The following is a 15,980-nucleotide window of genomic DNA, read 5'->3' as shown; positions in this document are numbered from 1 at the left end:
GCCCCCCCCCCCCCCCGCCCGCCCGCGCTGGGGGTGTATCCGCGTGTGCGGGCGGGCCCGGGGCGCGCCACGCCGGTTTTTGGGGGGGCCCCGCCCCGGCCCCGGGCGCTGCCGAGGCAGCTTATTTTTCGACGAACGCGCGTTCGAACACGTAGTGACCGGGCGTACCGATGCGCGGCGAGGTCTGGAAGCCACGGCTGTCCAGCACGCTGCGCAGGTCGGCCAGCATCTGCGGGCTGCCGCAGATCATCGCGCGGTCGTTTTCCGGGCTCAGATCCGGCAGGCCGAGGGTGCGCTGCATTTCGCCGCTTTCCATCAGCTGGGTCAGGCGGCCCTGGTTGGCGAAGGGCTCGCGGGTGACGGCCGGGTAGTACAGCAGCTTGTCGCCGATCATCTCGCCCAGGAACTCGTGCTCACGCAGTTCCTTTTCGAAGTAATCGCGGTAGGCCAGATCCTTTTCGTAACGCACGCCGTGGCACAGGATCACCTTCTCGAAGCGCTCGTAGGTTTCCGGGTCCTTGATCACCGACAGCCACGGCGCCATGCCGGTGCCGGTGCCCAGCAGGTACAGGTTCTTGCCCGGGTGCAGGTCGCTGATCAGCAGGGTGCCGGTGGGCTTCTTGCCGACCAGCACCTTGTCGCCCGGCTTGATGTGCTGCAGGCGCGAGGTCAGCGGGCCGTCCTGCACCTTGATGCTGAAAAATTCCAGGTGTTCTTCCCAGTTCGCGCTGGCGATGGAATACGCGCGCAGCAGCGGCCGCGCTTCGGTCTCCAGGCCGATCATCACGAACTGGCCGTTCTCGAAGCGGAAGCCGCTGTCACGGGTGAGGGTGAAACTGAAGTAGGCATCGGTCCAGTGGCGGACCTCAAGCACCGTTTCGGCGCCGAAAGCGGAGGACATGGGCGTATCTATCGGAAGTCGTCAGGGTCATTCTATCTCAAATGAGACAGGTTCTCATTAGGCGAAACGAGAGGCGTTCTCAGCGGTAGCCGGCCGCCTGCAGCTCGAACAGCTCGGCGTAGCGTCCTCCTTCGGCCATCAGTTGCTGGTGGGTACCGCTGGCCTCGATGCGGCCATCGGCCAGCACCAGGATGCGGTCGGCCATGCGCACCGAGGAGAACCGGTGGGAAATCAGGATCGCCGTACGCTTGTCCGCCAGTTCCCTGAACCGCTGGAACACTTCAAATTCGCTGCGTGCGTCCAGCGCGGCGGTGGGCTCGTCGAGGATCATCACCTGTGCATCGCGCATCCATGCGCGGGCGATGGCGATCTTCTGCCACTGGCCACCGGACAGATCCACGCCCTGCTTGAAGCGGCGGCCGATCAACTGGTCGTAGCGGCCGGGCAGGGCATCGATCACTTCCTCGGCCATGCCACGGCGTGCAGCATCGGCAATGCGCGCCGCATCGTTCATCGCCTCGACCTGGCCGACGCCGATGTTCTCGCCCGCGCTGAGGTTGTAGCGCACGAAGTCCTGGAAGATCACCCCCAGATTGGCGCGCAGGTCGTCCAGGTCGTAGTCGCGCAGGTCGCGTCCATCGAGCAGGATACGGCCCTCGTCGGGCTCGTACAGGCGCGCCAGCAGCTTGACCAGGGTAGTCTTGCCCGCGCCGTTCTCACCCACCAGGGCCAGCACCTCACCGGCGTGCAGCTGGAAATCGAGATGGCGCACCGCCCACTGCTCGGCATCGGGATAACGGAAACCGACATCCTCGAACACGAAGCCCTGGCGGATCGGGCGCGGCACGCTGGCCGCCCCTTCGCGCGAGTGGATTTCCGGTTCGATCTGGAAGAACGAATACAGGTCATCCAGGTACAGCGCCTGGCTGGCCACCTGCGAGAAGCCGATCAACAGCCCCTCCAGCAGTTGCCGCAGGCGCAGGAAGCTGCCGGCGAGGAAGGTCAGGTCGCCGATCGAGAAATCACCGCGCACCGTGCGCCAGGCGATGTAGGCGTAGGCGGTGTAGTAGCCCAGCGTGCCCAGGGCCGCCAGCAGCGTGCCCCAGAACGCACGCCGCCGCGCCAGCGCGCGGTTGGCAAGGAACAATGCCGCCGACAACTGCCGGTAACGATCGACCAGGAAACGGTGCAGGTTGAAGATCTTTACTTCCTTGGCGGTCTCCACGCTGGCGCCAAGCTGGCGCAGGTAGTCGAGCTGGCGGCGCTCGGGCGTCCACTGGAAGTTGAGGCTGTAGCCGGCCGCGTTGAAGTGCGATTCGCCGATGAAGGCAGGCACCAGTGCCACGGCCAGCAGCAGGATCAGCCACGGCGCATAGACCAGCAGGCCAACGGCAAGGCTGGCTACGGTGATGGCATCCTGCACCTGGCCGAACAGCTGGCTCATCAGGTTCATCCGGCCCATGGTCTGGCGCCGTGCGCGGTCCAGCTTGTCCTGCAGGTCGGGGTCTTCGAAGTCCTCCAGGTCCAGGGTCGCGGCGTGCTCCATCAGCCGGATGCTGGTGACGTTGGCAAACAACTCCGAGAGCAGTGCATCGGCATAGCTCACCAGCCGTCCCAGCAGATCCGACGCGATGGCAAGGCCAAGCTCCAGCGCCAGCAGGCCGAGCAATGGCGTGAGCAGGCCGCTGGACAGTGCCTCACCCAGCGGCGGGAAGCCGGCATCGTGCTGGCTCAGCTGCAGCGCGGTATCGATGATCAGCTTGCCCACGTACAGCATCGCCACCGGCAGCAACGCACGGATCACGCGCAGGCCGAGGCTGGCCAGGGTCAGCGAAGGGCTGGTCTGCCAGACCTGGCGCAGGAACGGCGGCAGGTTGCGCATCGCCTTGAAGCGTTGGCGCAGGCTGGGTTTCTTGGCGGCGGCGGCGCCGGCGTTGGGGGTAGCGGGCATGCCGCTATTGTGCGCGCCTGATGCGTGCAGATGGGGTCAGTGCAGCCGTGTGGCATCCGGGATCAGAGCCCTTCGCAATGCGAAGGGCTCCGACTCACCACATCCACGCATGGCGTGGATCTACCGTGTCGACCAAGGTCGACACCTGCCAACAGCAGCAGGGAACTGTCGGATGTTGCTCTGGCTGTTGCCTCTGCGGGGGGGGCGGGCGGCAGCCCGGCCAACGAAACCCCTTTACGGCAGCGGCGGCAGCAGCCCAGCCCCCAACCGGTTCCAGGCATTGATCACGGCGATGCCCATGCTCAGGTCGCTGATGCCTTTCTCATCAAAGTGCGGTGCCAGTGCATCGAACGCCGCCTGCGACGGTGCGCCGTCGGTCAGCCGGGTCAATGCTTCGGCCCAGCCCAGCGCCGCGCGCTCGCGGTCGTCGAAGAAGCGGCTTTCGTGCCAGGCGGGCAGGGTATCGAGCTTGCGCGGCTCGATGCCGCCGTTGCGCAGCGCCGTGCCATGCATGTCCATGCAATAGCCGCAGCCATTGAGCTGCGAAACGCGCAGGAACAGCAGTTCCATCAACGTCGGGTCGATCGAGCTGTCATGCACCGCCTTGCTGGTGGCCAGCAGGCCCTTGAAGGCCTCGGCGGCCAGGCGGGTGTAGGGAACGCGGGGAGAGGCGTGGTCGGACATGTTCGGCTCCACGGCGGCCACGATGGCCGCCTTTGCTTACAAGGACGCCGCAGCGCCGGCGGCTGTGACAACGGCCTGCAACTTGTGTGGATTCAGCACGCTGTAGACATTGGCGATGCGGCCATCGACCACTTCCACGGTGGTGACCGAATGCAGCTGGCCGCCTTGGAAGCGCAGGATCGCCGGTTCGCCGTTGACGTAGCCCAGCTGGGCCGGATGCGCCGCGCCACGGCGGGCAATCGCCCAGAACAGGCGGCCGATGCGCTCGGCGCCCAGCAGCGGCCGCACCGCAGCGGTGACCACGCCGCCGCCATCGGAAACCAGCTGCGCATTGGCGTGCAGCAGGGCCTGGATGGCTGCACTGTCACCTTGTTGTGTGGCATCCATGAAGCGCGCCAGCAGCTGCCGATGCTGGTCGGCATCGGCGTTGAAACGGGGCCGCCCAGCCTGCAGGCGCTGCCTGGCCCGGTGCACCAGCTGCCGGCAATTGGCCTCGCTGTGGCCGATCAGTGCGGCGATCTGGCGGTAATCGTGGTCAAACGCCTCCTTCAGCAGGAAGGCCGCGCGCTCCTCCGGGCCCAGTTGCTCGAGCAGGGTCAGGAAGGCGACCGATACATCGTCGGCCAGCGCATGCAGCTGCGCCGGACCGGGCGCCGGGTCGGGTTCCAGGCTGATCGCCAGCGGTTCGGCCAGCCAGGGGCCGACGTAATGCGCGCGCTCGCGCTTGGCCGCGCGCAGCCGGTCCAGGCCAAGCCGGGTGGTGGCGGTGACCAGCCAGGCCTCCGCGTCGACGATGGCGGCTGCATCGGCGCCCGACCAGCGCAGCCAGGCGTCCTGGACCACATCTTCAGCGTCGCTGCGGCTGCCCAACAGGCGGTAGGCCAGGGCCATCAGGCGCGGGCGGTGGGTATGGAAGGCGGATTCGGCGTTCATGTTGGCAGGGACGCCGCAGGGGGCAGGGACGTGACACGAATGTACAACGGCCTCCCCGGTGGCGGAGGGGGTAAAATGGGCGGATTACCCCCGCCAGCCTTCAGCAAGCGAGCAATCCGTGACATCGATCAAGCAGGAAGACCTCATCCAGTCTGTCGCCGACGCGCTGCAGTACATCTCGTACTATCACCCGGTCGACTACATCAAGAACCTCGCTGCCGCCTACGAGCGCGAGGAGTCGCCGGCAGCCAAGGAGGCGATCGCCCAGATCCTGATCAATTCGCGGATGTGCGCCGAAGGCCACCGGCCGATCTGCCAGGACACCGGCATCGTCACCGTGTTCCTGGAAATCGGCATGGACGTGCGTTGGGACGACGCCACGATGGGCGTTGAGGATATGGCCAACGAAGGCATCCGTCGCGCCTACCTGTACCCGGACAACAAGCTGCGCGCCTCGGTGCTGGCCGATCCGGCCGGCAAGCGCATCAATACCAAGGACAACACCCCGGGCGTGGTCAACGTCAAGGTGGTGCCGGGCAACACCGTCGAGGTGATCGTCGCCGCCAAGGGCGGCGGCTCTGAAGCCAAGACCAAGTTCGCCATGCTCAATCCCTCCGATTCGATCGTCGACTGGGTGTTGAAGACCGTGCCGACCATGGGCGCCGGCTGGTGCCCGCCGGGCATGCTTGGCATCGGCATCGGTGGCACCGCCGAAAAGGCGATGCTGCTGGCCAAGGAAGCGCTGATGGAGCCGATCGACATCACCGAGCTGCAGGCCCGTGGTGCGTCCAACCGCATCGAAGAGCTGCGCCTGGAGCTGTACGAGAAGGTCAATGCGCTGGGCATCGGTGCACAGGGCCTGGGTGGCCTGACCACCGTGCTCGACATCAAGATCAACGATTACCCCACGCACGCGGCCAACCTGCCGGTGGCGATGATCCCCAACTGCGCCGCCACCCGCCATGCGCACTTCACGCTGGATGGCAGCGGCCCGGTGATGCTCGATCCGCCGTCGTTGGAAGATTGGCCGAAGCTGACCTACGACGCCTCCAAGGGCACCCGCGTGGACCTGGACACGATCACCCCCGAAGACGTGGCCAACTGGAAGCCGGGCCAGACCCTGCTGCTCAACGGCAAGCTGCTGACCGGCCGCGATGCCGCGCACAAGCGCATGGTCGACATGCTCAACAAGGGCGAGGAATTGCCGGTCGATCTGAAGGGCCGTTTCATCTACTACGTGGGTCCGGTCGATCCGGTGCGCGACGAAGTGGTGGGGCCGGCCGGCCCGACCACCGCCACCCGCATGGACAAGTTCACCGAGCAGGTGCTGAGCGAAACCGGCCTGCTGGGCATGGTCGGCAAGGCCGAGCGCGGCCCGGCGGCGATCGAGGCGATCAAGAAGCACAAGTCGGCCTACCTGATGGCCGTCGGTGGTTCGGCGTACCTGGTGTCCAAGGCGATCAAGGCAGCCAAGGTCGTTGGTTTCGCTGACCTGGGCATGGAAGCCATCTACGAGTTCACCGTGCAGGACATGCCGGTGACCGTGGCGGTCGATTCCACCGGCGAATCGGTGCACAAGACTGGCCCGCGCGAATGGCAGGCCCGCATCGGCAAGATTCCGGTGGTGGTGGAGTAATCCCTCCCGTTCCGGTCGAGACAACGGCGCCCTTGTGGCGCCGTTGTTGTATGCAGCCTGCCCGTGCATGATGTGCTCTGCTAACGTGCGCTGTCTGACGTATTGGAAGGGAGTCCATCGTGCTGCAGTGGTCGCGTGTTTTCGTGTTGCTGGTCGCTGCGCTGGCGTGCAGTGCCTGTGGCCCGCGTTACTTCGTCGAGCCGCCAACCCACGAAGCGGGGAGGATCTGCGCGTCGGTCTGCGAGAGCCAGAAGGCGATGTGCGACTTTCACAACCGCGCCCGCGCGGAGTCGGATCAGCGCAGCTGCGAAAGCGAGAAAAGCCGGGTCATCAGCCGTTGCAGTGGTATCGCCGACGACAAGCAGCGGCACAATTGCGAAGGGGGCAACGGTGCCGGCACCTATTGCGGTTCCCCGGTGCTTCCTTCATGCAGCGCTCCGTACATCCAGTGCCTGCTCTCCTGCGGCGGCACCGTGAATGAAGTCCGCACCGACACCGGTATTCCCGTGTACTGATCGGGGGGCGCGCGTCGCTGCCTGCACGAGCAACCGTAGTCTGCTACGGTCGGCACACCCCTGCACTGGATGTGCCCATGCGCCTGCATCGATCCGTCGCGGCTGTGTTCCTGGTGGTCCTGGCCGGCTGCAGCACAACGTCATCCTATGAAGGTGCGGATTTCTCCGCCTCCTCGCAGTGCCGCATGCAGTGCCAGGCCGACTATCGCAGCTGCATGGCGCGGGGCAGTATCGGCAGCAACGATTTCAGCTGCGAACAACAGATGGTGCCGGCGCCGGACAAGCGCTGCAAGGACGTTGCCAACCCCGAACTGCGCCGTTCCTGTGAACTGAAGACGCACGACTGCACGATACGCACGCCGATCATGTCCTGCGGCGAAAGCCGCGATACCTGCATGAGCCTTTGCGGCTGAGCAACGACCGCCCGTGCGGGCGCATAATCAGCGGATCCATTCACATAGGAGCCGCGCATGAGCACCACGCTGTATGGTTCCACCAGCACCGCCTCGCTGGTGGTGCACTGGCTGCTGATCGAGCTGGGCATCGAGCACGAACTGGTGCTGCTGGATTTCGACGCGCGCGAGCACAAGTCGGCGGAGTACCTGGCGCTGAATGCGGCCGGTGTGGTGCCGACGCTGCTGATCGATGGCTTGGTACTGACCGAAGCGGCGGCGATCGCACTGTATCTGGCTGACCGCCATCCGGAGGCCAACCTGCTGCCCGCACTGGGCACGCCGCAGCGCGCCGATGCCTACCGCTGGATGTTCTGGTGTGCCAATACGCTGCAGCCGGCCTATCGTGCCTGGTTCTATCCGCATGAAATGGCGGGCGAGGCAAATATCGAAGCGAGCCGCGAGATGGCCCGTCAGCGCCTTGAGGCGGCCTGGCAGCATGTCGCCACGCACCTGCAGGCGCATGGCCCCTACCTGCTGGGTACCACGCCCTGCGTGGTCGACTACATGCTGGTGATGCTGATGCGCTGGTCGCGCAACATGCCGAAGCCCAGCGACACCTGGCCTGTGCTGAAGGCGCATGCCACGTCGATGAAGGCGCGCCCGGCGTTCGCCGAGGTGTACCGCCGCGAAGGCATCACCGACTGGCGGTAGTCCGTTCTGTAGAGCCGAGCCATGCTCGGCTGCATCCATGGGTGGCACGCGAACCGCAGCCGAGCATGGCTCGGCTCTACCAAAGCGGGTGGGTTACAGGATCTCCAGCACCGTTTCCGGTGGCCGGCACAGACGGGTGCCCTTGGCCGTACGCACCACCGGGCGGTTGATCAGCCGCGGATGCTCGGCCATTGCCGCCAGCAGCGCCGCTTCGTCGGCGCTGTCCAGGCCCAGTTCGATGAACTGCGGCTCCTTGCTGCGCACCAGCTCCCGCGCGCTGAGGCGTGATTCGGCCAGCACCTGGCGCAGCGTGGCCACGTCAGGCGGGTTGCCCAGGTACTCGATGACAACCGGTTCGATGCCGGCATCGCGGATCAGCTTGAGCGCACCGCGCGAGTTGCTGCAGGCCGGGTTGTGCCAGATCGTCACGCCCATCAGAACCACTCCAGCAGTGACACACCCACGCCTACGTAGGTGGCCTTGTGGTTGTAGTCGATCAGGCTTTCGCCGTAGCCGTCGAAGATCTGCACGTGGCCGCGCAGCAGGTTGCTGATCGGGAAGCCGTAGTCGAGCTGCAGCGCGCCATGCGAGCGGTCGCCGGTGCGCAGCGAATGGCGTGCCATCAGCGAGACTTCGTGGCCCTTGTGGTTCCAGACCAAGGTCGCGTCGCCACGGCCCATGTAATCTTCGATGTCAGGGTTGTTGTCATCGCTGCGCGTCTCGGGGATGCGATACCACGGTCGCAGCACCAGCGCCCAGTTCTCACGGTCGAGGCCAACGTTGAGCATCACCCGGTTCCAGCTGCGCGACAACGGATCGGCACGGCCATTGGACTGGTGGTTGAGGCTGATGCCGGTCATGCGCCCGCGCCAGCCACCGATCGAGTAGCCGTTGCGGAACACCATCATCACTTCCGGCTCGTAGTTGGTCTCGCGGAACGGACGCGAGTCCTCGCCGTTGTAGGCCTGCCAGCGCGAGCTCTGGGTGTAGCCGGCCCAGATATCACCGTTGTCGCCGAACAGGTTCTCGGCGATCTTGGTCTTGAAGCTGATCTGGAACTTCAACTCGGCACTGTCCAGCACCTGCGGCGTGGTCACGCTGTTGGCCGGGTTCGGCGAATGCGGCATGGTGTTGCGGTCGCTGGTCCAGAACGCCGGCAGCAGGTACACCGGCTTGTACGCACGCAGCTGGAACGGGCCGAGTTTGGAGTCTTCGGCCAGCTCCCAGCGGCTGTCGAGCAGCGAACCACGGCCGGCATTGGCCAGTGCGCTGTCGGCCGGTTGGGTGCGGAACAGATCGCCGACGCGTTCGCGCAGTTTCTCTTCGCCTTGGCTCAGGCGGGTGGACTGGCGTTGCTCGCGGCGCGCCTGGGCCGCAGCTTCGGCGGCAGCATCAGCCTCGGCCGTTGCCTGCGGGGTGCGCCCGAACTGGCGGTCATAGCAGGCCAGGCGAGCGGCATCGGTGTTGATGGCCGCACAGGCGGCCGGCGAAGCGTCCGCGCTGGGCGCGAATTCCTGCGCGGCCAGCGGGGCGCTGGCCAGGGCCAGGGCGAGCGGGGCGAGGCGGGGGAGCAGCGGAGACAGGGTCATTGCAGCAGGCCCTTGGAGGTGAATTCGGGAAGAGGCACAGTGTGGCGGCTGCATCCAATGACGGCCAGCCCCACGGGTTTATGCCCGGCACATGCGTGCGTGTCGTGTGAAGGCACTCACAGGAACCAGGCGAAGGCGAACAGGCCAAGCATGGCGATCACCAAGGCCAGCTTCAGCGCAAGGCCAAGCAGGATGCCCAGCCAGGTGGCCAATCCCACCTTGGTCGAACGCCCCAGCTCGCGGGTATGCCAGTACTCACCCAGCAGCGCGCCGAGCAGGGGGCCGGCGAACAGGCCGATCGGCATGAAGAACAGGCCCACGATACTGCCGATGAACGTGCCCCACAGCGCCTTGCGGCTGGCGCCGACGCGTTTGGCACCGACCACCGTGGCCAGCACGTCGACCAGCAGCGACAACGCTGTCAACAGGCCGAGAACCACCAGGGTCGGCCACCCTACATGGGCGAAGCCGTCGGCCCAGGCTGCCAGCAGCAGGCCAACGAATACCAGCGGGATGCCTGGCAGGGCCGGCAGGATGATGCCTGCGATGCCGATCAGGACAAAAATGACCGCTAGCAGATACAAGATGAATGAGAGGTCCATGCTGTCCAGTATGGTTGTCTTTTTGGGGTTGACAGTGAAAGATTTTGCCAGTTGATTTTTCGTTTTGGTCGGGTTAAGTTGCAGACGCTGAGCTTGGCAAGGTCACCGTGGATCGTGGCCTGATGAAGCAAGATCGTTCCGATCCGCTGCATCGATGCACCTCGCTTCCCCCTTGCTTGTCAGCCGCCCAACAGGCGTACCCAACTACAAGAGAGTTACCCAGGGAGTTAGTGAGATGGCTGATCGCGAAAACGGTACCGTGAAGTGGTTCAATGATGCCAAGGGCTTCGGCTTCATCAGCCGCGCCAATGGCGAGGATGTGTTCGTGCACTTCCGCGCCATTGAGACCCAGGGCTTCAAGAGCCTCAAGGAAGGCCAGGCTGTGAGCTTTGAAGTCGTGCAGGGCCAGAAGGGCCTGCAGGCTGACAAGGTCCAGCCGGCGTAATACCTGCCGCCTGCCGGCATGAAAAAGGCCCGCGAAAGCGGGCCTTTTTCTTTGCGCAGTGGCCCGGTGCGGATCAGCGCAGGATGACCTTGCCGTTGACCACGCGCACGTAGGTGTTCTCACGGATGCCACCGAGGTCGCGCTGGTTGACCACGATGGTGCGGCCATCATCCATGCGCACGCTGATGTCGAACGTATCGCTGGTCACGTTCTTCTGGATCTGGTTGCCGGCCAGCGCGCCACCCACCGCGCCTGCAGCGGCCGCGATGTTCTTGTTGCCACGGCTGCCGCCGGTGTGGTCGGAGATCTCATGGCCAGCCACGGCGCCGACGATACCGCCCAGGATCGCGCCGGTGGCGCTGGGGGCGGTGCGGCCGGACTGCACGGTATTGATGCGGGTGACGATGCCGCAGTCGGCGCAGCGGCCCTGGTTGTAGCCCGAATTGTTGCCGTAGCCGCCGTTGTTGTAGCCGTTGTTGTTGTAACCACCACCGCCATAACCCGGCGAGGTGGCACAGCCGGCCAGGGCGACAGTTGCGATGACACTGGCGGCGATGAGCTGGATCTTCATGGGGCGTCTCCTGGCCGTGAAGGCGGGTGCGTTGGGTGGTACTGCGTCATGCAGCAGGGTGGACGAATCGTCCTCTTTCCAACGTGAACAAGGCGCCAATCGCGGCGGCCGATGCCTGCTCGAAGATGAATCAGCGGAAATCCTGGTGGCAGGCCCGGCAATCGTCCTGCAGCGCCTGCACGCGCTGGGCAAGGGCCGCGCAATCGACGGGCGGCGTCGCCAGCGCTGCGTTGAGATCGGCGCGGTAGCGGCTGGCATGCTGCTGGAAACGGGTGTTGTCCTTCAATCCGGGCAGTGCCTGGTCCAGGTCGTTGGAGAGCAGGCGCAGGGCCTGCAGGCGCGGCACGCTGTCCACCAGGCTGCAGCGGTTCTGCTGCTGGGCCTGCGCCAGCAGATCCACCTGCCGCTGCATCACCTGCATCAGGCTGTCCGGGAACGGATCGCGTCGCGCCTGCAGGGCGCGGCCCACCATTACCGTGGCAACCATGCCGATCAGCAGCCCGAGGCAGAGCACGAACAGGTAGCGGTGGGTTGCAGAGGGACGGCGGGGCGGGCTGGCATTCACGGCGGGCTCCAGGCGTGCAACGGTGGGTTCGGCAGCGTCAGGCTGTGGGTCGCCTTTCCTGCACGCTAAAATAGCGGGATGAACGAACAGGTCAAACAACGCTTCGCCGGCATCGAACGGCTGTATGGCGTCGGCGCACTCGAGCGCCTGCAGGGCAGCCGTGTCGCCGTGGTCGGCATGGGCGGCGTCGGCTCGTGGGTGGTGGAGGCGCTGGCGCGCTCGGCGGTCGGCCATATGACCCTGATCGATGCCGACGACATCTGCGTGTCCAACACCAACCGCCAGTTGCCGGCCATGGAAGGCAACTACGGGCGCAACAAGGCCGAGGCGATGGCCGAGCGCTGTCGTGCGATCAACCCGCAGATCGAGGTCGACGCCGTGCAGGCGTTCCTGACCCCGGCCAACATGGCCGAACTGCTTGACCGCCGCTTCGATCTGGTGATCGATGCCTGTGACAGCTTCCGGGTCAAGGTCGAAACCATTGCCTGGTGCCGACGCCGCAAGCTGCCGCTGCTGACCGTGGGCGCAGCCGGCGGCCGCACCGATCCGACCCTGGTGCGGATCCGCGATGTGTCGCGCACCGAGCACGACGCGATGCTGGCGCTGATCCGCAAGAAGCTGCGCAGCGAATTCAACTTCCCCAAGAACGCAAAGCGCTACTTCGGCGTGCCGGCGGTGTATTCGCTGGAGAACGTGAAGTACCCGCAGGCGGATGGCAGCGTCTGTGGCCTGCGGCCCAACCTGGGCGCCGATGCCGCGCTGAAGCTGGACTGTGGGGCGGGGCTGGGCGCGGCCACGCACATTACCGGTGCGTTCGCCTTCGCCGCCGTTGGCAAGGCGCTGGAAATGCTGCTGGAGCCCAAGAAGGTCAAGGCTGAAGTGGCCGAGGATCACGCCGACGCGTGATCGGGGGCGCCGGGCCATGCCCGGCGGCATTGTGCTGGCCGCGCTGTGCGCTCGCCGGGCATGGCCCGGCGCTACCGTCAGGCGGGCAGGTTGAACAACCGCCGCGCATTCTCCGTGGTCGCCAGCGCCACCGCATCGACCTCGATGCCCCGCAGTGCGGCGACATGGTCGGCGATGACGGCCAGCCGCGCCGGTTCGTTGCGCTGGCCGCGGATGCCAGCGTCGGGCTGGTCCGGCGCGTCGGTTTCCAACAGAAGCTGTTCAAGCGGCATCCCGCGGACCAGCCGGTGCAGGCGCTGCGCCCGATCGTAGGTCAACGGCCCACCGAGGCCCAGCAGGAACCCCTGCGTATGCAGCTGTGCGGCCTGCTCGGGGCTGCCGGAGAAGCTGTGCACCACCCCGCGCAGGCCACCGATGCGACGGATCGCAGCAATCACCGCATCGACCGCCCGCCGCGCGTGCACGATCACCGGCAGGTCGAATTCGCGGGCCAGCTTCAACTGCCCCGCGAAGTAGTCCTGCTGGGCTGCCGCATCCAGGCCCTCGGCAAAGAAATCGAGCCCGCATTCGCCTATCGCGCACGGCCGCTCACGCTCGATCCACTCGCGCAGTTGTGGCAGGTGTGCCGGGCGGTGCTGGTCCAGGAACATCGGGTGCAGCCCGTAGGCCGGGTACAACCCGGCTGCCCCCTGGCAGACCTCGCGCAGCTTGGGCCAGCTTGCTGCGGTGATCGCCGGAACCACCTGCATCCGGATGCCGGCGGCGCGCGCGCGCGCAATCACCGCATCGCGGTCGCGGTCGAACGCACTGGCATCCAGATGGCAGTGGCTGTCGACCAGCAGGTTCAACGCTGTTCCAGCGGCGGCGGACTCGCTGCGTTGCGGCTCTTCCAGTTGGCCAGCAGCAGGGTGCCGAGACCGAGCATCAGCTCATCGACGAACGGAATGGGGTCGGGAGTCAGCAGAGTCAGCGCGAACAGCCCGGCGGTCAGCTTGAACAGGGTGGGGTAGCGCAGCCGGCGCGCCCATTGCAGTACCGGCAGCAGCATCGGGTTGGCCATGGCGGGATTCTCCTGGGGACATGCGTTTGGGGAACCTGCAAACGCTACCACGGTCCGAGTGTTTCCCTTTGCTGAATGGGTTACGGCAGCGAGCAGGAAATGTGGAGATTCCGTTCAGGCACGCCATGCTGCAATCTGGCCTGAGAACGTTGCGGACGGTCCGCAAGGAGCAGGTCATGAAAAGCACAACAACAACTGTCCTGGTCGCAGCGGGCGCGCTGCTGGTCGGTGGCATCGCCACCGCCGCCTTCATGAAGAGTGGCGACAAATCGCCCGAGCAGCTCAGCGCCGGAAATCCTACGAGTGAATCGCGCCTGGCCGATGGCAATGCCACCGACGATGGCGCACGCGGCGACGAGGTCGACGCCAGCGCGCCGCGCGGCCTGGAATATGCCGATGTGCTGAAGGTCGACCCGATCACCGAGAAGCAGAAGGCCTACGCCACCGTGATCGGTACCGATCCGGTGCGTGAGACTTCCACCACCCAGACCCCGCATGAGGTCTGCCAGGACGTGGTGGTGCAGGAACGCCTGCCCGAGCGCGATGGCAATGTCGGCGGCACCGTGGTGGGCGCCGTGGTCGGTGGCCTGCTGGGCAACCAGGTCGGCGGTGGCAACGGCAAGAAGGCGGCGACTGCCGCGGGCGCCGTGGCCGGTGGCTTCATCGGCAACCAGGTGGACAAGCGCCACGTGGGTGGCCGCGTGGTCAACCGCACCGAGCGCCAGTGCCATACCGAAACGGCGACCTCCGAATCGAGCCGCGTCACCGGTTACAACGTGACCTACCGCAACGAGGACGGCACCACCGGCACGATGCGCATGGGCAGCAAGCCGGGCAACCGCATCGCCATGGGCACCAGCGACGTGGTCAAGGGCTACAACGTGACCTACCGCTATGACGGCGCAGAGAAGACCGTGCGCCTGGACAACAAGCCGGCCAGCGACCGCCTGCCGGTGGTGGATGGCCAGCTGGTCACGCAGACGGCAGCAGCGGGAGATACCGGCGCGAACCGTCAGTAAATCCCAGGCAGTACACCGATATCGAACAGGCCGGCCTTTGCCGGCCTGTTTTTTTTGCTGCGGTGGTGTTCATCCCGACGCGGCCTCGATCTACCATCATGGCCAACCCCCTGGTGATACCGACCCGGCATGAGCATCTTCGACCTGCGCATCGAAACCGATCGCCTGATCCTGCGCCCGCCGCAACGGCAGGATTACGAACCGTATCTGGCGTTCTGCGCCGACGAAGAGGTGATGCGCACGCTGGGCGGGGTGCAGGCGCCCTCGGTGGCGTGGCGTGCTTTCTGCAGCCTGGCAGGCGCATGGCAGTTGTTTGGTTTTTCGATGTTCAGCGTGATCGAAAAATGCAGCGGCCAATGGGTCGGTCGCATGGGGCCGTGGCAGCCGCAGGACTGGCCCGGTACGGAAGTCGGCTGGAGCATCCGCCGTGCAAGCTGGGGCAGGGGCTACGCACCGGAAGCGGCAACGGCGGCAATCGATTGGGCATTCGATACGCTGGGCTGGGATGAGGTGATCCACACCATTGCCGAAGACAACGTCAATTCGAAGGCCGTTGCTCGCAAGCTGGGCAGCACGCTGTTGCGCATGGGCCAGTTGCCAGCGCCCTATGACGGCAAGCCGCTGGAGATATGGGGACAGTCGCGCGCGCAGTGGCAGCAGCGCACGCGCTGAGACACCGCCGGGCCGTGCCCGGCGGGTGCATGCTGCACCCGCGCTTGGCAATCGCCGGTACGCTTGCCAGACTGCGGGCAGCCGGCCACGGGCCGGGATCGCCCTGGAGCAGGCAATGGTGGAAGAGCGCAGTGCGTTGACGGTGTACGGCATGTCGGTTTCCGGCAACTGCCACAAGGTCCGCATGCTGCTGGAGCAGCTCGGCAGCCGCTACCGCTGGGTGGAAGTGGACAGTGCCCACGGCCAGACCCACTCGCCGGAATTCCTGGCCCTCAATCCCAATGCCAAGGTGCCGTTGATCGTGCGCGACGACGGCCGCGTGCTGACCGAATCCAACGCGATCCTGTTCTGGTTGGCCGAGGGCACCCCGTATCTGCCCGCCGATGGCTGGCAGCGTGCGCAGGCGTTGAGCTGGATGTTCTTCGAGCAGTACACGCATGAGCCCTGCGTGGCGGTGGCGCGCTTCATCCGCGGCTGGACAGCAGCTGATTCCCCCCGGCGCGCCGAGTTGCCGCGGCTGCACGAGCGTGCGGCCAGCGCGCTGGCGGTGATGGAACAGCACCTGCAGCAGGCGCACTGGTTCACCGGCAGCGACTACGGCGTCGCCGACATCGCGCTGTTTGCCTACACCGATGTGGCAAGCGAAGGCGGCATCGCGCTGCAGCCGTACCCGCAGGTGCAGGCCTGGCTGCAGCGTGTGCGTGCGCAACCACGGTTCACTGCGATGCCAGCGGTTACGGCCGAAGTGCGGGCACGGTTCGAGACGATGTGAACCGGGCAGGCCAGCGCCGGGCAATGCCCGGCGGAACGCAACAACGACACGGA

20 protein-coding genes are annotated in these 15,980 nt (G+C 65.9%); 9 read left to right on the top strand and 11 right to left on the bottom strand.

The window, feature by feature from the left end:
• Positions 1-121 precede the first annotated feature (121 nt).
• The 4 genes from ACVOLJ_RS02305 to ACVOLJ_RS02290 all read right to left on the bottom strand — a co-directional run bounded on the left by ACVOLJ_RS02305 (position 122) and on the right by ACVOLJ_RS02290 (position 4,469).
• Complete coding sequence (locus ACVOLJ_RS02305; RefSeq protein WP_475281208.1) at positions 122-901, bottom strand: ferredoxin--NADP reductase; 780 nt, start codon at positions 899-901, stop codon at positions 122-124.
• Positions 902-980: 79 nt separating this feature from the next.
• Positions 981-2,852, bottom strand: coding sequence for an ABC transporter ATP-binding protein (locus tag ACVOLJ_RS02300; protein ID WP_481563353.1), 1,872 nt, complete (start codon positions 2,850-2,852; stop codon positions 981-983).
• Between the two features lie 234 nt (positions 2,853-3,086).
• Positions 3,087-3,536, bottom strand: coding sequence for a carboxymuconolactone decarboxylase family protein (locus tag ACVOLJ_RS02295; RefSeq protein WP_475281206.1), 450 nt, complete (start codon positions 3,534-3,536; stop codon positions 3,087-3,089).
• A 36-nt stretch (positions 3,537-3,572) separates the two neighbouring features.
• The gene (locus ACVOLJ_RS02290) at positions 3,573-4,469 is read right to left on the bottom strand and encodes an RNA polymerase sigma-70 factor (protein WP_475281205.1); all 897 of its coding nucleotides are present in this window, start codon (positions 4,467-4,469) and stop codon (positions 3,573-3,575) included.
• Between the two features lie 118 nt (positions 4,470-4,587).
• On the opposite strand from ACVOLJ_RS02290, the gene ACVOLJ_RS02285 reads away from it, so the two are divergent.
• The 4 genes from ACVOLJ_RS02285 (at position 4,588) to ACVOLJ_RS02270 (ending at position 7,726) form a co-directional block, all read left to right on the top strand.
• Complete coding sequence (locus ACVOLJ_RS02285) at positions 4,588-6,105, top strand: fumarate hydratase (protein WP_481563352.1); 1,518 nt, start codon at positions 4,588-4,590, stop codon at positions 6,103-6,105.
• A 119-nt stretch (positions 6,106-6,224) separates the two neighbouring features.
• A complete protein-coding gene (locus ACVOLJ_RS02280) occupies positions 6,225-6,620 on the top strand; it encodes a hypothetical protein (RefSeq protein WP_475281204.1) in 396 nt (131 codons plus the stop codon).
• Positions 6,621-6,697: 77 nt separating this feature from the next.
• Positions 6,698-7,033, top strand: coding sequence for a hypothetical protein (locus ACVOLJ_RS02275; RefSeq protein WP_481563351.1), 336 nt, complete (start codon positions 6,698-6,700; stop codon positions 7,031-7,033).
• A gap of 57 nt (positions 7,034-7,090) precedes the next feature.
• Positions 7,091-7,726 (top strand): glutathione S-transferase family protein, encoded by a 636-nt coding sequence (locus ACVOLJ_RS02270; RefSeq protein WP_481563350.1) that lies wholly within the window; start codon positions 7,091-7,093, stop codon positions 7,724-7,726.
• A 93-nt stretch (positions 7,727-7,819) separates the two neighbouring features.
• Here the strand turns inward: ACVOLJ_RS02270 and arsC are convergent, their stop codons facing one another.
• From arsC to ACVOLJ_RS02255, 3 genes are all read right to left on the bottom strand, one after another.
• Entirely contained in the window at positions 7,820-8,161 is a 342-nt protein-coding gene (gene arsC, locus ACVOLJ_RS02265; RefSeq protein WP_481563349.1) for an arsenate reductase (glutaredoxin), read from the bottom strand.
• A complete protein-coding gene (locus tag ACVOLJ_RS02260; protein ID WP_475280656.1) occupies positions 8,161-9,315 on the bottom strand; it encodes a phospholipase A in 1,155 nt (384 codons plus the stop codon). The genes arsC and ACVOLJ_RS02260 overlap by 1 nt, the downstream gene beginning before the upstream one ends.
• Before the next feature lie 116 nt (positions 9,316-9,431).
• The gene (locus ACVOLJ_RS02255) at positions 9,432-9,917 is read right to left on the bottom strand and encodes a DUF456 domain-containing protein (RefSeq protein WP_481563348.1); all 486 of its coding nucleotides are present in this window, start codon (positions 9,915-9,917) and stop codon (positions 9,432-9,434) included.
• 235 nt (positions 9,918-10,152) lie between these two features.
• Here ACVOLJ_RS02255 and ACVOLJ_RS02250 point away from each other — a divergent pair, with 235 nt between their 5' ends.
• Positions 10,153-10,362: a cold-shock protein gene (locus ACVOLJ_RS02250; RefSeq protein ID WP_475280654.1), complete on the top strand. Its 210-nt coding sequence runs from the start codon at positions 10,153-10,155 to the stop codon at positions 10,360-10,362.
• 73 nt (positions 10,363-10,435) lie between these two features.
• Here the strand turns inward: ACVOLJ_RS02250 and ACVOLJ_RS02245 are convergent, their stop codons facing one another.
• Both ACVOLJ_RS02245 and ACVOLJ_RS02240 read right to left on the bottom strand, forming a co-directional pair.
• The gene (locus ACVOLJ_RS02245; protein ID WP_475280653.1) at positions 10,436-10,933 is read right to left on the bottom strand and encodes a glycine zipper 2TM domain-containing protein; all 498 of its coding nucleotides are present in this window, start codon (positions 10,931-10,933) and stop codon (positions 10,436-10,438) included.
• Between the two features lie 130 nt (positions 10,934-11,063).
• On the bottom strand, positions 11,064-11,498 hold the full coding sequence (locus ACVOLJ_RS02240; RefSeq protein WP_481563347.1) for a hypothetical protein: 435 nt from the start codon (positions 11,496-11,498) through the stop codon (positions 11,064-11,066).
• A 78-nt stretch (positions 11,499-11,576) separates the two neighbouring features.
• Here ACVOLJ_RS02240 and ACVOLJ_RS02235 point away from each other — a divergent pair, with 78 nt between their 5' ends.
• Complete coding sequence (locus ACVOLJ_RS02235; RefSeq protein WP_475280651.1) at positions 11,577-12,404, top strand: tRNA threonylcarbamoyladenosine dehydratase; 828 nt, start codon at positions 11,577-11,579, stop codon at positions 12,402-12,404.
• A gap of 77 nt (positions 12,405-12,481) precedes the next feature.
• On the opposite strand, the gene ACVOLJ_RS02230 is transcribed toward ACVOLJ_RS02235, so the two are convergent.
• Together ACVOLJ_RS02230 and ACVOLJ_RS02225 are read right to left on the bottom strand one after the other, a co-directional pair.
• Positions 12,482-13,252 carry a TatD family hydrolase gene (locus ACVOLJ_RS02230; protein WP_481563346.1) on the bottom strand — a complete coding sequence of 257 codons (771 nt, stop codon included), beginning with the start codon at positions 13,250-13,252 and terminating at the stop codon, positions 12,482-12,484.
• Positions 13,249-13,464 (bottom strand): DUF6116 family protein, encoded by a 216-nt coding sequence (locus ACVOLJ_RS02225; protein ID WP_481563345.1) that lies wholly within the window; start codon positions 13,462-13,464, stop codon positions 13,249-13,251. The genes ACVOLJ_RS02230 and ACVOLJ_RS02225 overlap by 4 nt, the downstream gene beginning before the upstream one ends.
• Before the next feature lie 176 nt (positions 13,465-13,640).
• Here ACVOLJ_RS02225 and ACVOLJ_RS02220 point away from each other — a divergent pair, with 176 nt between their 5' ends.
• The 3 genes from ACVOLJ_RS02220 (at position 13,641) to ACVOLJ_RS02210 (ending at position 15,927) form a co-directional block, all read left to right on the top strand.
• Positions 13,641-14,483, top strand: a complete 843-nt coding sequence (locus ACVOLJ_RS02220) for a glycine zipper 2TM domain-containing protein (protein WP_481563344.1) — start codon at positions 13,641-13,643, stop codon at positions 14,481-14,483.
• 129 nt (positions 14,484-14,612) lie between these two features.
• The gene (locus ACVOLJ_RS02215; protein ID WP_475280647.1) at positions 14,613-15,155 is read left to right on the top strand and encodes a GNAT family N-acetyltransferase; all 543 of its coding nucleotides are present in this window, start codon (positions 14,613-14,615) and stop codon (positions 15,153-15,155) included.
• A gap of 115 nt (positions 15,156-15,270) precedes the next feature.
• The gene (locus ACVOLJ_RS02210) at positions 15,271-15,927 is read left to right on the top strand and encodes a glutathione S-transferase family protein (RefSeq protein WP_481563343.1); all 657 of its coding nucleotides are present in this window, start codon (positions 15,271-15,273) and stop codon (positions 15,925-15,927) included.
• Positions 15,928-15,980 lie beyond the last annotated feature (53 nt).

This window comes from Stenotrophomonas sp. STEN046, assembly GCF_056759755.1.
Note: the sequence above shows the minus strand (reverse complement) of the source record. Positions and strands in the feature narration are given on the sequence as shown.

Bases quoted from the DNA above. Each gene is read 5' to 3' on its own strand.
- ACVOLJ_RS02305 (WP_475281208.1), bottom strand. From the start codon at position 901: ATGTCCTCCGCTTTCGGCGCCGAAACGGTGCTTGAGGTCCGCCACTGG.
- ACVOLJ_RS02300 (WP_481563353.1), bottom strand. From the start codon at position 2,852: ATGCCCGCTACCCCCAACGCCGGCGCCGCCGCCGCCAAGAAACCCAGC.
- ACVOLJ_RS02295 (WP_475281206.1), bottom strand. From the start codon at position 3,536: ATGTCCGACCACGCCTCTCCCCGCGTTCCCTACACCCGCCTGGCCGCC.
- ACVOLJ_RS02290 (WP_475281205.1), bottom strand. From the start codon at position 4,469: ATGAACGCCGAATCCGCCTTCCATACCCACCGCCCGCGCCTGATGGCC.
- ACVOLJ_RS02275 (WP_481563351.1), top strand. From the start codon at position 6,698: ATGCGCCTGCATCGATCCGTCGCGGCTGTGTTCCTGGTGGTCCTGGCC.
- ACVOLJ_RS02270 (WP_481563350.1), top strand. From the start codon at position 7,091: ATGAGCACCACGCTGTATGGTTCCACCAGCACCGCCTCGCTGGTGGTG.
- arsC (WP_481563349.1), bottom strand. From the start codon at position 8,161: ATGGGCGTGACGATCTGGCACAACCCGGCCTGCAGCAACTCGCGCGGT.
- ACVOLJ_RS02260 (WP_475280656.1), bottom strand. From the start codon at position 9,315: ATGACCCTGTCTCCGCTGCTCCCCCGCCTCGCCCCGCTCGCCCTGGCC.
- ACVOLJ_RS02255 (WP_481563348.1), bottom strand. From the start codon at position 9,917: ATGGACCTCTCATTCATCTTGTATCTGCTAGCGGTCATTTTTGTCCTG.
- ACVOLJ_RS02250 (WP_475280654.1), top strand. From the start codon at position 10,153: ATGGCTGATCGCGAAAACGGTACCGTGAAGTGGTTCAATGATGCCAAG.
- ACVOLJ_RS02245 (WP_475280653.1), bottom strand. From the start codon at position 10,933: ATGAAGATCCAGCTCATCGCCGCCAGTGTCATCGCAACTGTCGCCCTG.
- ACVOLJ_RS02235 (WP_475280651.1), top strand. From the start codon at position 11,577: ATGAACGAACAGGTCAAACAACGCTTCGCCGGCATCGAACGGCTGTAT.
- ACVOLJ_RS02225 (WP_481563345.1), bottom strand. From the start codon at position 13,464: ATGGCCAACCCGATGCTGCTGCCGGTACTGCAATGGGCGCGCCGGCTG.
- ACVOLJ_RS02220 (WP_481563344.1), top strand. From the start codon at position 13,641: ATGAAAAGCACAACAACAACTGTCCTGGTCGCAGCGGGCGCGCTGCTG.
- ACVOLJ_RS02215 (WP_475280647.1), top strand. From the start codon at position 14,613: ATGAGCATCTTCGACCTGCGCATCGAAACCGATCGCCTGATCCTGCGC.
- ACVOLJ_RS02210 (WP_481563343.1), top strand. From the start codon at position 15,271: ATGGTGGAAGAGCGCAGTGCGTTGACGGTGTACGGCATGTCGGTTTCC.